This is a genomic window from Aquirufa ecclesiirivi, from assembly GCF_011250515.1.
GTDB classification, from domain to species: domain Bacteria; phylum Bacteroidota; class Bacteroidia; order Cytophagales; family Spirosomataceae; genus Aquirufa; species Aquirufa ecclesiirivi.
The window spans coordinates 100571-115426 of the sequence record NZ_JAANOP010000004.1 but is presented as its reverse complement, the minus strand read 5'-3'; the positions used below and the strand labels follow the sequence as shown (position 1 = coordinate 115426).

The window sequence follows — 14856 nt, the reverse complement described above, 5'->3', positions numbered from 1 at the left end:
CTTAATTAGACCAGCTAGCACCAGGACGCATATAAACAGCACCAGGTTGAGTCGCTAATTCAGGATGTTCAATATGCCATTCAAACTCATCTCTAAAATGACGAATTGCTGCTGATACTGGCCAAGCAGCCGCATCACCTAATGGACAAATCGTATTTCCTTCAATCTTCTTAGCCACATCCACTAACAAATCAATATCTTCTTTTCGTCCTTGGCCTAATTCAATCCGCTTAATGACTTTATCCATCCAACCCGTACCTTCTCTACATGGAGAACATTGTCCACATGATTCATGGTGATAAAAACGGGCAAAAGTCAAGGTATTATGTACGATACAAGTCGTTTCGTCCATCACGATAAATCCACCTGAACCTAACATGGTTCCTGTAGCAAAACCACCGTCTGATAAAGACTCATACGTCATTAATCGCTTTTCCCCTGTTGCGGTTGTTAAAATCATCTCCGCAGGTAGAATAGGCACCGAAGAACCTCCCGCTACCACTGCCTTTAACTTATGTCCATCACGAATACCACCACACCATTCATCGGAATAAATAAAATCTTCTACTGTAATTCCCAATGGAATTTCATACACCCCAGGCTTACGAATATGCCCTGAAGCTGAAATCAATTTAGTACCTGTACTTCTTCCCACACCAATCTGAGCATAGGCATCACCACCGTTATTCACAATCCACGAAGTAGCGGCAATAGACTCCACATTATTTACCACGGTAGGGCATTGCCACAATCCTTTTACAGCGGGAAATGGTGGTTTATTACGAGGATTACCTCGTTTACCTTCCAAGGACTCCAATAAGGCTGTTTCCTCACCACAGATGTAAGCACCTCCGCCCGACTGAACAAACAAGTCCAAATCGTAACCAGAGCCTAATATATTTTTACCCAATAAACCTTTATCATAGGCTTCTTGGATTGCTTTTTCTAAAATATGAATCACATACATCAACTCACCACGAACGTAGATATACGATGTATTGGCACCTAAAGCAAAGCTGGACACAATCATACCTTCGATTAAAGTATGAGGTGATTTCCACATCAAATAGTGATCCTTGAAAGTACCTGGTTCAGATTCATCGGCATTACATACCAAATAACGAGGGACACCTTCTGGTTTTGCCAAAAACGACCACTTCATTCCTACAGGGAAACCTGCTCCTCCACGACCACGCAAACCCGATTTTTTTACTTCTTCAGTAACTTCATCGGGAGTCATTTTTTTCAATGCTTTTTCTACCGCTTGGTACCCACCATGCTTACGATAAACATCAATCGTCTCTATTCCTGGTACCTCAATATGTTCGGTTAATATCTTCATCCTCGCTTATTTTCCTAATTCATCAATGATTTGATCTACCTTCTCCTTGGTCAAGTGCATGTAAAACTTCTCCCGAATCTGAAATACAGGTCCCCAGCCACATGCTGCCAAACACTCTACTTCCTTCACCGTGAACTTTCCATCGGCGGAAGTTCCACCCGTTTCCACACCCAATCGTTTTTTCAAGTGGTCATATACTTCTACTCCACCCATTAAACAGCAAGGACCCGTTCGGCAATACTCAATGACATGTTCTCCTACCGGTTCCAAATGGAACATGGTATAAAAACTAGCCACCTCATATACCTCGACAGGCTTGATGGACAACAATGAAGCTACATAATCCATTACTTCTGGACTACACCATTTCCATTCAGCTTGAGCTAAATGCAAAATAGGCAGAAGTGCCGATTTCTGTTTCCCTTCTGGGTAACGAGCAATGATTTTCTTCACTAAATCCAGCGTTTCTGCCGGGAAAACTATGTTATTCTTACCTTCCATGTATTATGTATCTAACTCTCCTGCAATCACGTTCATCGATGACATCGTCACAATGGCATCAGATAAAGTTGAACCTTTGATCATCTCTGGGAATGCTTGGTAATATATATATCCTGGCCTACGGAATTTCAAACGATATGGTGTACGTCCACCATCCGAAACCAAATAGAATCCTAATTCTCCATTACCCCCTTCTACCGAGTGGTAAACCTCACCTACAGGTGCATCAATTTCTCCCATCACAATTTTGAAATGGTAAATCAATGCTTCCATGTTGCGATAAACCTCTTGCTTTGCTGGTAAATAATAATGCGGCGCATCGGCGTGGTAAGGTCCTTCTGGCAAATTATCCATCGCCTGTTGAATGATGCGCAAACTCTGCCACATTTCCTCTTCACGAACTAAAAAACGATCGTATGTATCTCCTTTGGTGCCTACAGGAATTTCAAAATCAAAATCCTCATAAGACGAATATGGGTTTAATGAACGAACGTCATAATCCACACCCGCTGCACGTAAATTAGGACCTGTAAAACCGTAGTTCAGCGCACGCTCCGCTGAAATAGCACCTACGTTTTGTGTACGATCCATGAAAATACGGTTACGAACCACCATGCTCTCGAATTCTTTCAAAGCCGCTGGTAATTCCGCCAATATTTTCTTGATTTTCTCCATGGCTACCGGGCTTAAATCCCTTTCCATGCCACCAAAACGACCCATGTTCGTCGTTAGACGAGCGCCACATAGCTCTTCGTAAATTTCGTAAATAAACTCTCTCCACTGGTATACATACAAGAAACCCGTTAAAGCTCCTGTATCGACCGCTAAAATGGAATTACAAATAATATGATCCGCCAAACGAGCCAATTCCATCATGATGACACGAATGTATTGTGCACGTTTAGGAACTTCAATTCCCAATAATTTTTCTACCGTCATGTGCCAGCCCATATTGTTGATAGGTGCTGAACAGTAATTCATACGGTCAGTTAAGGTAGTAATTTGATAGAAAGGACGTCGTTCCGCAATTTTTTCAAATGCACGGTGAATATATCCCACCGTTTGCTCGGCATCCACAATGGTTTCCCCGTCCATCGTCAAGATATTTTGAAAAATACCATGCGTGGCTGGGTGCGTAGGCCCTAGATTTAGGGTAGTCAACTCGTTCACATAAGGGCCGCTTTTAGGCGTCCTATCTAGACCTACGTTGGGGTTATTTACTAATGCTACTTCAGACATGTTTCGCTCGTTGAAGGTAGATTATCTACCAAATAATTCATCTATTTTATCGTCGCGGGTGGCATCCTCCAAGGGATATTCCTTACGCATGGGATGGTAATCCATGTCCTCTACGTTCAAAATACGGATCAAATTGGGGTGACCCTCAAAAATAATGCCGTAAAAATCAAAGGCTTCGCGCTCCATCCAGTTGGCAGTAGCAAATAAACCTGTCACGGTAGGAACTTCAGGCTTTTCAATGGGTACATAAATTTTGATCCACAAACGCACATTATTCTCTAAACTATGCAAATGGTATATGACTCCCAATTCTTGTCCTTTTGCCTCAGGGAAATGAATTCCACCTAAATCAGTCAAAAATTGGAACTTCAATACCGGATGTTGGTATAGAAAATGAAGCATTGGAACGATGTGTTCCACTTCCGTAGTTACTTGTAAGATTCCATGGGATTCAGCGATACCATAAATGGCCTCTTCTCCGAATTGCCCCTGTAAGGCATCTATAATTTGTTGATTACTCACGTTTTCCATGCTCGATTTACTTATTCAATACCATAAGATTCCAACAAAGCTTTATACTCTGGTTGGTTTCTACGACGAATAGACTCATTTTTTGCCAGCTCTTGGATTTGCATAAATCCATCCAAAATCTGTTCTGGACGTGGAGGGCAACCTGGCACATACACATCTACAGGAATAACACGATCAATTCCTTGCAAGACCGAGTAAGTATCAAATATACCTCCAGAGCAAGCACAAGCTCCCACAGACAAAACCCAACGTGGTTCAGCCATTTGCAAATACACTTGCTTGACCACTGGAGCCATTTTCTTGGCTATCGTACCCATCACCATCAACACATCGGCTTGGCGAGCAGAAAAACTTAAACGCTCTGCACCAAAACGACCAATGTCGTAGTGAGAAGCCATCGTCGACATGAATTCAATACCACAGCAAGATGTAGCAAATGGCAATGGCCAGAGCGAATTCGCTCTAGCCATCCCTACTAATGAATCTAAACTGGTAGCAAAAAATCCCTGACCCTCTAAACCTGCCGGCGCTTCTACGATATTAATTTTTGCGTCACTCATATATCATCTTCTTTTCTATTAAAAATAAACCAAGCAAAAAGCTAAAAGTTTATTTTTCCCAGGTTAAAATACCTTTTTTAATTACGTAGATAAATCCAGCTAATAATAAGCCCATGAATACGATCATTTCATAAAAACCGTTCCATGCTAATTGCTTAAAATTTACTGCCCAAGGGTACATAAATACAATCTCCAAATCAAACAAAACAAACAATATCGCAACTAAGAAATACTTGACCGAAATAGGTGTACGAGCATCTCCAATCGACTCAATACCACACTCAAAAGAATCATCCTTTTTCGCAGAATGGCGCTTGGGACCTAAAGAGTGTGTCAAGACCATGACCAATACGATAAATGCCAAAGCCGCTGCTAACTGAACGAAAATGGGTAAAAAATCTTGAGGTTGATAGTTCATCTTGTACTTCGCTTAATTTGAAGCGGCAATTTACTCACTAAAATCTAATTTTGAAGATTATTTTATTAAAAATACTTGGTTTTTCCTGGCACAGCTACTGGGTACAAACCATTCGCATCTGGCTTCAATGGCATATCTGCATCCCATGCAAAGCGGCTTGGTGCAATATTGATCCCTGAGTTAATCGCCTTGTCCCATTCGATAATCTGTCCTGAGTAGGTAGCCATCCTTCCTAAAATAGAAGTCATGGTGGAATAGGCCCCATTTTCAGCATCTGCAAATTTGTATTCTCCCGCTGCTACAGTGGCCCACAATTCATCGTGCTCGGTTTGATATGGATTATTCTCTTTTGTTTTTTTATCAAAAGCATAATTCACATTTCCCTTCAAATCCAAAATTTTGGCTGAATCAAAAAGCACTTTCCCCTTCGTTCCCACTAAATGCTCATCTACTTTTGTCCAGGTACCTGGAATATGACGGCATTGACTATTCAAAATGGTTCCATCAGCATATTCAAATTCCACGATATGGTGATCAAAAATTTCTCCGTACTCTTTTCCTTTCCTCACTTCTCTTCCACCTGTACCTCTAGCTCTTACAGGATATCCGTTTTTCGCCCAGTTGATAACATCAATATTGTGAATATGTTGCTCAGTGATATGATCTCCACAAATCCAATTGAAATAATACCAGTTTCTCATTTGGTATTCCATTTCTGTTTGACCCTCCTTACGAGGCTTCACCCATACGCCATCATTATTCCACCAGCATGAGGCCGAAACCACATCACCAATTTGGCCATCTTGCACCCGTTTCATCAAATCACGGTATGAATTTTGATAATGACGTTGTAAACCTACCACGACATTCAACTTTTTCTCTTTGGCGATTTTCGCAGCGGCTAACACCCGTTGTATACCGGCAGGATCCGTTGCTACGGGTTTTTCCATGAAGATCTGTTTTCCTAGGCGAACTGCCTCTTCAAAGTGATAGGGACGAAAACCTGGAGGCGTCGTTAAAATTACCACATCAGCTAATGCCATAGCTTGTTTGTAGCCGTCGAAACCTACGAATTTATGGTCCTCCGGTACATTGACTTTCTGATTCACGGGCACGGCTTTAGCTGAGGTATCTTTGGCACGAGAATTCATGACACTCTTATAACAATCATCCAATCGATCTTTGAAGGCATCAGCCATGGCTACCAATTGGATATTTTCTTTCGTACTTAAAGCTTGAATAATAGCCCCAGTTCCTCTGCCTCCACAACCAATCAAGGCTACTTTTAAGGTATCTCCCACATTACTTTGAGTGAAACTGACACCTGGGCTAGCCTGAGCCACAAGCGGAGCGGCTAGTAACGCTCCCGCACCAAGGCTCGACTGCACAATGAATTCTCTACGTGAATTTTTCATGTTATTTAGGTATATATTTTGAAGGTTAATAATCTTTTAAATACTTGTCAAAAAAGGCCCGAACTTCTTCAGGACTTGGTTGCTTTGCTGGTCGCATGATACGGAAACCCACGAAAGGGGCATCGGCATTCCACCATTTGCTCTTAGGTTCTTGCGGATCTCTTCGGTTCCAAACAGGGTCGGCAGCTAATCGACTTGCGCTTCGGGCCATGTTGGCTTCATCCCGATAGCTACCGCCTCTTACTACGGCATCCGCATATTTATCCTTAAAGATAGCTTGATGCGCTTGTTTATTATTGGAATAGCTGGGTTCATAGTGATCCAATACCCATTCATGGACATTCCCCAGCATATCATATAATCCCCATGCATTAGGTTTTTTCTGAGCCACTAAATGGTACTTATCTCCTGAATTAGACGCAATCCAAGCATAATCCTCTACTTTCTCATTCGTATTCAGAGAAGAATAAGCGCCTTTGCCGCCTGCTTTACATGCATATTCCCATTCTGCTTCCGTTGGCAAACGGTAAAATATCTGGGTTTTGGCATATAACCATTTACAATACATGAGGGCTGCAAAATGCTGCATGGAGTTGGCAGGAAAACCTCCTACTTTTCCCATCCCTAAAGTAAAATCGATGTAAGGAGGACTAGGACGAGTAATGGCATCGGGACCTTCTTTGGCTGGCTTCGGGGCTGGATCTCGATCTTCCTCAAAAAACAATTGGTATTCATCATAGGTCACTTCTGTTTTTCCCATCCAAAAAGCCTCCAAGTTGATTTTTTGTTGAGGCCCTTCATCTGCATTTCTACCAAGTTCAGCATTAGGACTACCCATGACCAAAGTTCCAGCAGGTATGGCCTGCATATCAAAAGCAACGGTAGAATTAGGAATGACTTGTCGGTATGATTTTAACGTTTGCCCTTTCCCAATCTGACATATCCCTACACAGCAGGCAAGTACTAATACATGTATTTTTATATTCATTCTTACATTAATTCTAATCGACCTTCAAGATACCATGATTCAATAATATTTCCAATTCCCCTTTTTGGTATTCCCACACAAGTACTTGCACTTGAGGAAAGCTTTTAAGCATCACTTGTAATTCATCCAATTCCATGATGGTGGCAGCGGTAGCTATCCAATCGGCTCTAGCTCCATCAGGTGCTATGGCTGTAGCCGAACGAGCATGCTCTAAACCTATACCCGTTTTGGGATTGATGACATGGGAATAATTTTTTCCAGCTATTTCAACTTGTTGGTACGTTTTGCCTGAACTAGCAATCGACTGGTTTTTGATTTCTATCAAATCAGTGGAGATTTTTTTTGAATTAGGCAATTCCAATGCTACTTTCCACGCATCACCTTGAGGATTTACTTGACTTGCACTGATTTTCCCACCAGCATCCACCAAGGCATAGGGATATCCTGATTTCACTAAATAATCCAAAACCCGCTGAGCAACAAATCCTTTTCCAATTGAACCCACATCCAATTGACAATCAGCATTTGTTAATCGAATGGAACTACTATCGGCATTAAATTCCAAACAAGAACTTTGAATGGCTTTGGCCCATGTTTGAAGCATGGCTGGATCAGGCAAAATTTGTGTCTTGCGGGCAATTCGCCAAGCTGCGACTAATTTGCCAATGAAAATAGTAAGGTCTCCTCCACTTTGTTGCTTGGCCCACAAAGATTCTTTCAAAATGGCTCTAAATGGTTCTTGAATGGGGTAAAATTGGCCTGAACCCGCCCGTTGGTTCACTTGACTTAAATCAGAACTAACCTGATAATCACTCAGCTGCATTTCCAAATCTTGGGCTAATGATTGAGCCTTTTGTATGGTTTGTGAAAGACCAACGGAATCTTGACAAGAAACTATGATACGAAAGGGGGATCCCATTCGGGACGTTTCGAATCGATATTTGGTCCATTGGGCTTGGCTTAAAAAGCCACAACAAATGAAGCAGAAGCTGATGAGAAGGGATTTTTTATTCATCATTCAAATATTACAAAAAAAATCTGTACTTTTGTCTGGCAAATAAGGGTTCGGTTCGCCTTCATCCGATAAATCCAATTCCCATTCAATTTATTTGCCATGCTTGATTCATCCAAATTTCTTTTCGAAGCACTTACCTACGACGATGTCTTGTTGCTTCCTGCCTATTCTGAAGTCTTACCTCGCGATGTAAAGACTCAAACACGACTGACCAAAAACATCAGTTTGAATATCCCGATTGTTTCTGCTGCCATGGATACTGTTACAGAAGCTGATTTAGCCATTGCTTTAGCACAAGAAGGGGGAATCGGAATCATTCATAAAAACATGACCATACAGCAACAAGCAGCACAAGTTCGTAAAGTGAAGCGTTCTGAATCGGGAATGATCATTGATCCGATCACCTTACATGACACTCAAACTTTAGGTGACGCACAACGCATCATGAAGGAGTTTAAAATTGGAGGTATTCCGGTCATTGATACGCAAGGAATATTGGTAGGTATATTGACAAACCGTGATTTACGTTTCCAAAAAGAAACAGCCAGACCGGTGCATGAAATCATGACCAAGGTAAACTTGATTACCGCCAATGAGGGAATCAGCATGGAAGCAGCTGAAAGTATTTTACAAGAGCATAAAATTGAGAAATTACCTATTATCGATAAGAAAGGTCGTTTGATTGGATTAATTACCTATAAAGATATTTTAAAACGTAAAAGCCATCCCTTAGCTTCTAAGGATTCATTGGGGCGTTTACGTGTTGGGGCCGCCGTAGGGGTTACACCTGATTTATTAGATCGAGTGCAAGCCTTGGTTCAAGTAGGCGTAGACGTAATTAGTATTGATACAGCCCATGGGCATTCTAAAGGAGTTATTGATGCCTTAAAAGCAGTAAAAACTTCGTACCCTAGCTTGGATGTGATTGTGGGAAACATTGCTACAGGCGAAGCAGCAAAAGCATTGGCAGAAGCAGGAGCCGATGCCGTAAAAGTAGGTGTAGGACCAGGAAGTATTTGTACCACCCGTATTATTGCAGGTGTGGGAATGCCCCAATTAACAGCCGTTTATGAGGCCGCTAAGGCCCTAGAACCTTACAATGTTCCATTAATTGCCGATGGTGGTATTCGTTTTTCAGGAGATATAGCCAAAGCCATCGCTGGTGGAGCTAGTACGGTGATGATTGGTTCTCTATTAGCAGGTACCGATGAGGCACCTGGTGAAATGATCATTTTGGAAGGACGTAAATTCAAATCTTACCGAGGAATGGGTTCACTAGAAGCTATGGAAGATGGATCTAAGGACCGTTATTTCCAAGATGCAGAAGATGATATTAAAAAATTAGTTCCAGAAGGAATCGTTGGTCGAGTACCATTTAAGGGTTCAGTAACGGAGATTTTATACCAAATGGTGGGTGGTTTGAAAGCAGGAATGGGCTATTGTGGAGCAGGAACGATTTCAGACATGCAACAAGCCAAATTTGTCAAAATTACCTCTGCTGGTGTAAAAGAAAGTCATCCGCATGACGTTAGCATTTCCAAAGAAGCACCTAACTATAGTGCTAAGTAAAAATACCATTTTGCTTAAACGCTGTCAAGGTTTGAAACCTTGACAGCGTTGCAAAAACGAATGAAAATTAAGACATATTGTCCAAGATATTGATAATCAAAAAGGCTCAGGGTTTAAACCCTGAGCCTTTTTATGTTAATTCCAAATTCAATTAATATACAGGATAATTATGTACCGTATCCACAAAACATTTCACCTTGTCTGGGTGAATATCGGGATAAACACCATGACCTAAATTAGCAATGTAGCGCTGAGTACCGAATTGATCAATCATCTTTTTGGTCTCAGTTTCCACCGTTTTAAAATCTCCATATAAAGCACATGGATCCAAATTCCCTTGAAGGGTTCTGTTAGACCCAACCAATTTTCTAGATTCTTGAATATCCATATTCCAATCCAAACCTATGGTGGCACAGTTTAATTGAGCCATTTCTTCTCTAGCAAAGAATGCTCCTTTGGCAAATAAAGTAAGAGGAACTTCTGTCAATGCATCACAAATTTGCTTGAGGTAAGGAGTAGAAAAAGCACTATATTGAGCTGGGGATAAAATACCCGCCCATGAATCAAATACTTGAATCAAATTAGCACCAACTGCTACTTGAGCTTTCAAATAAGCAATAGTCGAGTCTGTTATCTTTTGTAATAAAGCATGAGCCAATGCTGGTTCGGCATAAAGCATTTTCTTAGCTTGCGAAAAAGTTTTTGAGCCTTTACCTTCTACCATATAACAGAAAATTGTAAATGGTGCACCCGCAAAACCAATTAAAGGAATTTTGCCTGACAATTCCCGCTTCACAATTTTAATAGCATCTAATACATAGGCCAAATCCTCTTCAGGTTCTGCCGTTTTCAATGCATCTATATCCGCTTGTGAGCGAATCACTTGAGGAAAAATAGGCCCCTTTTGCTCTTCCATGACATAAGGTAAACCCATGGCTTCTGGAACAACCAATATGTCAGAAAATATAATGGCAGCATCCACGTCAAAACGATTTACAGGCTGAATCGTCACCTCGGCTGCCCACTCTGGATGTGTCGCCAAACCAATGAAGGAACCAGCTTTTGCTCTCACCTCTCGGTACTCAGGTAAAATCCTTCCTGCTTGTCGCATTACCCATACCGGGATTCTATCTACAGGCAATCCTTTTGCAGCCCTTATCAGGCGATCATTTTGTAAAACTTCCATATCTTTAATCAAGCCACAAAGGTAGGGAAGAAATGGTAAATGATAAATGGTAAATGGTAAATGAAAAAAGAAACTTATTTATGTTTGAGAGTCGTTGATCCCAATATTAAATTCTACATTTTTCATTCTACTCCACTAATAACTAAACACTACTACCTAATAACTAATATCCTCGTATCTTTGTAGTTCTTCAATATGTACCCTATGCAAGTAATTAGTGCTCAATTTATCACCAGTAATACCGATTACTTAAAATGTCCACCCGACAAATTCCCTGAATTTGCCTTCATTGGTCGTTCAAATGTGGGAAAATCATCTTTGATCAACTCCATCACCTTTCATAAAAAACTGGCCAAAACCTCTCAAACGCCCGGTAAAACGCAGTTAATTAATCATTTTTTGATTAACGATAATTGGTACTTAGTGGACTTACCTGGCTATGGATACGCCCAAGTAAGTAAAGAAAAGAGAAAGGAATTCGAAAAAATGATTTTGGATTACTTAATCAACCGTAAAAGCCTAACTTGTTTGTTTTTACTGGTCGACTTACGTTTAAAGCCTCAACCCGTGGATATTGCTTTCATGGAAAGAATGGCAGAAGAGCAAATTCCTTTTTACCTTGTGTTCACTAAGGCAGATAAATTATCCCAAAAACAGGTAGATGATCATTTCAAGCATTACCAGGAATTCCTACTACAATCTTGGGAGGATTTACCAAGAATGTTCATCACTTCTGCTGAAAAACACCAAGGAAGAGAAGAAATCTTAGCTAGCATTCAGGAATTAATTGACTCATCTCCCTATAAATCAAGGAAATCTTAATATTTTTGCGACCGAATTAAACATCACACATGGAATTATTAAATGAAATTGCCCACATCTCAGGCAAAAGCGGATTATTTAGAGTATTGAAACCCACACGTACCGGGGTTATTGTAGAAACATTAGATGCTCTAAAGCAAAAGTCTGTAGTTAGTGGTCAAACACGTATCTCGGTTTTAAAGGACATTTCCCTTTATCTGGATGATCATCAAGACAGCACATTGCCTTTAGGTGACTTATTTCAATTGATTCATTCTGTTTGTCAAGGTACATTGAACATTGAACCTAAAAAAGCTAGTGATTCAGAATTGTTTGGTTTATTAGCGAGTATCGTTCCCAATTACGATTCAGACCGAGTATATGCTTCAGATATCAAAAAAATCCTTTCTTGGTATTTGATTTTGGTCAACAATACACCAGATATGTTTCAAACAGCTACAGCTGTGGAGGAACCCAAGGCTGAAAAAGTAGCAAAAGCTCCTAAAGCAGCAAAAGAAGTAAAAGAAGCTACCGAAGAAAAAGTAGCAAAAGCTCCCAAAAAAGCAAAAGCGACTAAATAAGTCGCTTTTTATATAGTAAAAAAAGAATCCCGAGCGAATCGGGATTTTTTTTAACCTATTTCAATGAGTTGATCCAAGAAGCAATCTTCATAGCATCCGCCTTTGGCACATTCTTCAATGCCATCATCGGTGGATAACCTGGCCAGTTCTCCGGCTTTGGATTCGCGATTAATTCTACAATTTTTGCATTGCTATACTTCTTCTTAGCTACATCCGTGTAAGCCGGACCAACTAAACGAGCATCTACCTTATGGCAAGCAAAGCAAGTATATTTTTGCATTAATGGCTTGATATCAGCAGGAAAATCGTCGGCATTAGCTTGGAAACCAAATGCAAATGTTCCTAATGTTACAGCCAAAATAAATTTTGATATTTTTTTCATTTTGATTGAATGTTTAATTGTACGCAAAATAAGGGATTAAAACGTTATTTTCTATATGCTCCTACGCATATTTCTGCCTTTTTTATTAAATAGAAGCATGAAATGCATCCACCGCCGCTCTTACACTTCCATGCTGATCCAATAATTCGGATGCTTTATCTTCAGATACGCCCGTGGCTTCTTTCACCATCCTGATAGCTCGCAATACCAATTTGTGGTTACTTAACGCCATATCCACCATTTTATTACCTCGAACCCTTCCCAAACGAATCATCACCGCCGTAGAAATCATGTTCAAAACCAATTTCTGAGCTGTACCTGATTTCATTCGTGTACTACCTGTGACATATTCTGGACCTACTATCACTTCTATCGGATATTGAGCCTCCTGAGCTATGGCACTTCCTTCATTGCATACAATACAGGCCGTTAAAGCACCATGGGCATTAGCATCTCGTAAACCTCCAATGACATAGGGTGTTCTACCTGAGGCTGCAATACCAATTACGGCATCGTTTTGATCTATATCATAGGCCTTCATATCCAACCATGCCTGCTTTTCATCATCTTCCGCATTTTCTACCGCCTTACGAATAGCTCCATCTCCCCCCGCAATCAATCCAATCACCCAATCATGGGGAACTCCATAAGTTGGTGGGCACTCAGAAGCATCCACCACGCCCAATCGACCACTTGTTCCAGCACCAATATAAAACAAGCGCCCACCCTTTTCCATGCGAGCTACGACCTGTTCCACAACTTTTTCAATTTGTGGAATCACCTTTTCTACCGAATAGGGTACAGTCTTATCTTCGGCATTGATTTGTCGGAGTATCGTTTCCACCGACTGTTTGTCCAAATCTAAGTACTTGGAATCAGATTCGGTTGCTAGCTTACTTAAATTCTCGGTCATTATTTCGTAGAAAGTGCGTAAAAGTGCTTGAAAAAGTGAGGGATGGTTTCTATCCCTTTATAAAAATTAAACAAACCAAAATGCTCGTTCGGAGAATGTATTGCATCCGAATCTAAACCAAATCCCATCAAGACCGACTTGATTCCCAATTCCTTTTCAAAAACCGTAGGGACTGGTATACTTCCTCCTCCTCTAGTAGGTACAGGTTCTTTCCCAAAAGTTTCCGCTAAGGCTTTAGAAGCCGCTTGGTAAGCGATGGTATCCGTAGGCATCACATAAGCCTCCCCTCCATGATGCGGAGTCACCGTTACCTTTACTCCTTTCGGTGCAATAGCCTTAAAATGATCCGTAAATAATTGAGTAATCTTTTCTGAACTTTGATTTGGGACCAAACGCATGGATATCTTGGCATGTGCTAAAGAGGGCAATACCGTTTTTGCTCCTTCGCCAATATAACCTCCCCAAATTCCATTGACATCCAAAGTAGGTCGAATGGATGCTCGCTCTAACGTAGAATATCCTTTTTCTCCATGTACTGAAGCTATCCCTAAATCTTTTTGATAGGCTTCTAAATCAAAAGGTGTCTGTGCCATAGCAGCTCTATCGGAAGCACCTAATTCTTGTACAGCTGCGTAAAATCCAGGTATGGTTATTTGATTAAATTCATCATGCATCGAGGCAATCATCTCACACAAAATGTTGATGGGATTGGCCACCGCTCCTCCATAAACTCCCGAATGTAAGTCGCGATTAGGACCCTGTACCGTTACTTCTAAATAACTTAAACCTCGCAATCCCACATCAATAGAAGGAATATCGTTCGCTATTATAGCAGTATCTGAAATCAAAATGACATCCGCTTGAAGTAATTCCTTATTATTTGCCACAAAAATGGCCAAATTATTGGAACCAATCTCTTCTTCGCCTTCAATCATAAACTTGATATTACAAGGCAAATTATCAGTAGCCAACATGGCTTCAAAAGCTTTCACGTGCATAAAGACCTGACCTTTGTCATCGCATGAACCACGGGCATAAATAATTTCATCTTTAATAACTGGCTCAAATGGTGGGCTTTCCCACAATTCCAAAGGATCGGCTGGTTGCACATCATAGTGCCCATATACCAAGACCGTAGGTGCCTTGGGATCAATTATCTTCTCTCCATAAACGACTGGAAAACCTGCCGTTTCTTCCAAGCGAACATGCTCAGCACCAGATTGACGTAAATTATTGGCTATAAACTCCGCTGCCCTTCTTACATCACCTGCATAAGCCGGATCCGCAGAAATGGACGGAATACGTAATAAATCGAGTAATTCATCTAAAAATCGTTGTTGATTCGCTTGAATATACGCTTGTGTTTTTTTCATATCAAAAGGCGAATGGGACAAAATCATCCACGCACAAAGATA

Annotated in this window: 16 protein-coding genes; 3 read left to right on the top strand and 13 right to left on the bottom strand. The window is 40.8% G+C overall.

All coding sequences use genetic code 11. The annotated features are described in order from the left end of the window. Position 1: 1 nt before the first annotated feature. The 9 genes from nuoF to G9H65_RS07170 all read right to left on the bottom strand — a co-directional run bounded on the left by nuoF (position 2) and on the right by G9H65_RS07170 (position 7913). Positions 2-1342 carry an NADH-quinone oxidoreductase subunit NuoF gene (nuoF, locus tag G9H65_RS07210; protein WP_109322268.1) on the bottom strand — a complete coding sequence of 447 codons (1341 nt, stop codon included), beginning with the start codon at positions 1340-1342 and terminating at the stop codon, positions 2-4. A 6-nt stretch (positions 1343-1348) separates the two neighbouring features. Further along, positions 1349-1843, bottom strand: coding sequence for an NADH-quinone oxidoreductase subunit NuoE family protein (locus G9H65_RS07205; RefSeq protein ID WP_166374670.1), 495 nt, complete (start codon positions 1841-1843; stop codon positions 1349-1351). Between the two features lie 3 nt (positions 1844-1846). Then, positions 1847-3082 carry an NADH-quinone oxidoreductase subunit D gene (locus tag G9H65_RS07200; protein ID WP_166374669.1) on the bottom strand — a complete coding sequence of 412 codons (1236 nt, stop codon included), beginning with the start codon at positions 3080-3082 and terminating at the stop codon, positions 1847-1849. A gap of 21 nt (positions 3083-3103) precedes the next feature. Continuing rightward, positions 3104-3613, bottom strand: coding sequence for an NADH-quinone oxidoreductase subunit C (locus G9H65_RS07195; RefSeq protein WP_166374668.1), 510 nt, complete (start codon positions 3611-3613; stop codon positions 3104-3106). A gap of 11 nt (positions 3614-3624) precedes the next feature. Continuing rightward, positions 3625-4173, bottom strand: a complete 549-nt coding sequence (locus G9H65_RS07190; RefSeq protein ID WP_129026350.1) for an NADH-quinone oxidoreductase subunit B — start codon at positions 4171-4173, stop codon at positions 3625-3627. Positions 4174-4222: 49 nt separating this feature from the next. Then, complete coding sequence (locus G9H65_RS07185; protein ID WP_166374667.1) at positions 4223-4591, bottom strand: NADH-quinone oxidoreductase subunit A; 369 nt, start codon at positions 4589-4591, stop codon at positions 4223-4225. A 65-nt stretch (positions 4592-4656) separates the two neighbouring features. Further along, on the bottom strand, positions 4657-6006 hold the full coding sequence (locus G9H65_RS07180; RefSeq protein WP_166374666.1) for a Gfo/Idh/MocA family protein: 1350 nt from the start codon (positions 6004-6006) through the stop codon (positions 4657-4659). A gap of 25 nt (positions 6007-6031) precedes the next feature. Then, complete coding sequence (locus tag G9H65_RS07175; protein ID WP_166374665.1) at positions 6032-6994, bottom strand: formylglycine-generating enzyme family protein; 963 nt, start codon at positions 6992-6994, stop codon at positions 6032-6034. A 13-nt stretch (positions 6995-7007) separates the two neighbouring features. Further along, positions 7008-7913, bottom strand: a complete 906-nt coding sequence (locus G9H65_RS07170) for an FAD:protein FMN transferase (RefSeq protein ID WP_166374664.1) — start codon at positions 7911-7913, stop codon at positions 7008-7010. A 195-nt stretch (positions 7914-8108) separates the two neighbouring features. Between G9H65_RS07170 and guaB the strand changes: the two genes are divergently transcribed. Then, the gene (gene guaB, locus G9H65_RS07165; RefSeq protein ID WP_166374663.1) at positions 8109-9578 is read left to right on the top strand and encodes an IMP dehydrogenase; all 1470 of its coding nucleotides are present in this window, start codon (positions 8109-8111) and stop codon (positions 9576-9578) included. Positions 9579-9729: 151 nt separating this feature from the next. Here the strand turns inward: guaB and hemE are convergent, their stop codons facing one another. After that, the gene (gene hemE, locus G9H65_RS07160) at positions 9730-10764 is read right to left on the bottom strand and encodes a uroporphyrinogen decarboxylase (protein WP_166374662.1); all 1035 of its coding nucleotides are present in this window, start codon (positions 10762-10764) and stop codon (positions 9730-9732) included. Positions 10765-10968: 204 nt separating this feature from the next. On the opposite strand from hemE, the gene yihA reads away from it, so the two are divergent. Continuing rightward, positions 10969-11586, top strand: coding sequence for a ribosome biogenesis GTP-binding protein YihA/YsxC (gene yihA, locus G9H65_RS07155; protein ID WP_166374661.1), 618 nt, complete (start codon positions 10969-10971; stop codon positions 11584-11586). 29 nt (positions 11587-11615) lie between these two features. Beyond that, positions 11616-12146, top strand: a complete 531-nt coding sequence (locus G9H65_RS07150; RefSeq protein ID WP_166374660.1) for a DUF5606 family protein — start codon at positions 11616-11618, stop codon at positions 12144-12146. A 55-nt stretch (positions 12147-12201) separates the two neighbouring features. Here G9H65_RS07150 and G9H65_RS07145 read toward each other — a convergent pair whose 3' ends face one another. From G9H65_RS07145 to G9H65_RS07135, 3 genes are all read right to left on the bottom strand, one after another. Next, positions 12202-12528: a c-type cytochrome gene (locus G9H65_RS07145; RefSeq protein WP_166374659.1), complete on the bottom strand. Its 327-nt coding sequence runs from the start codon at positions 12526-12528 to the stop codon at positions 12202-12204. An 85-nt stretch (positions 12529-12613) separates the two neighbouring features. Continuing rightward, positions 12614-13441, bottom strand: a complete 828-nt coding sequence (murQ, locus tag G9H65_RS07140; RefSeq protein WP_166374658.1) for an N-acetylmuramic acid 6-phosphate etherase — start codon at positions 13439-13441, stop codon at positions 12614-12616. Beyond that, positions 13441-14814: a dipeptidase gene (locus G9H65_RS07135; RefSeq protein WP_166374657.1), complete on the bottom strand. Its 1374-nt coding sequence runs from the start codon at positions 14812-14814 to the stop codon at positions 13441-13443. The genes murQ and G9H65_RS07135 overlap by 1 nt, the downstream gene beginning before the upstream one ends. Positions 14815-14856 lie beyond the last annotated feature (42 nt).

Excerpts from the sequence above, each read along its gene's own strand:
- G9H65_RS07145 (WP_166374659.1), bottom strand. The coding sequence starts at position 12,528 with ATGAAAAAAATATCAAAATTTATTTTGGCTGTAACATTAGGAACATTT.
- G9H65_RS07180 (WP_166374666.1), bottom strand. The coding sequence starts at position 6,006 with ATGAAAAATTCACGTAGAGAATTCATTGTGCAGTCGAGCCTTGGTGCG.
- G9H65_RS07195 (WP_166374668.1), bottom strand. The coding sequence starts at position 3,613 with ATGGAAAACGTGAGTAATCAACAAATTATAGATGCCTTACAGGGGCAA.
- G9H65_RS07175 (WP_166374665.1), bottom strand. The coding sequence starts at position 6,994 with ATGAATATAAAAATACATGTATTAGTACTTGCCTGCTGTGTAGGGATA.
- nuoF (WP_109322268.1), bottom strand. The coding sequence starts at position 1,342 with ATGAAGATATTAACCGAACATATTGAGGTACCAGGAATAGAGACGATT.
- G9H65_RS07185 (WP_166374667.1), bottom strand. The coding sequence starts at position 4,591 with ATGAACTATCAACCTCAAGATTTTTTACCCATTTTCGTTCAGTTAGCA.
- G9H65_RS07190 (WP_129026350.1), bottom strand. The coding sequence starts at position 4,173 with ATGAGTGACGCAAAAATTAATATCGTAGAAGCGCCGGCAGGTTTAGAG.
- murQ (WP_166374658.1), bottom strand. The coding sequence starts at position 13,441 with ATGACCGAGAATTTAAGTAAGCTAGCAACCGAATCTGATTCCAAGTAC.
- G9H65_RS07205 (WP_166374670.1), bottom strand. The coding sequence starts at position 1,843 with ATGGAAGGTAAGAATAACATAGTTTTCCCGGCAGAAACGCTGGATTTA.
- G9H65_RS07150 (WP_166374660.1), top strand. The coding sequence starts at position 11,616 with ATGGAATTATTAAATGAAATTGCCCACATCTCAGGCAAAAGCGGATTA.
- yihA (WP_166374661.1), top strand. The coding sequence starts at position 10,969 with ATGCAAGTAATTAGTGCTCAATTTATCACCAGTAATACCGATTACTTA.
- guaB (WP_166374663.1), top strand. The coding sequence starts at position 8,109 with ATGCTTGATTCATCCAAATTTCTTTTCGAAGCACTTACCTACGACGAT.
- G9H65_RS07135 (WP_166374657.1), bottom strand. The coding sequence starts at position 14,814 with ATGAAAAAAACACAAGCGTATATTCAAGCGAATCAACAACGATTTTTA.
- G9H65_RS07200 (WP_166374669.1), bottom strand. The coding sequence starts at position 3,082 with ATGTCTGAAGTAGCATTAGTAAATAACCCCAACGTAGGTCTAGATAGG.
- hemE (WP_166374662.1), bottom strand. The coding sequence starts at position 10,764 with ATGGAAGTTTTACAAAATGATCGCCTGATAAGGGCTGCAAAAGGATTG.
- G9H65_RS07170 (WP_166374664.1), bottom strand. The coding sequence starts at position 7,913 with ATGGGATCCCCCTTTCGTATCATAGTTTCTTGTCAAGATTCCGTTGGT.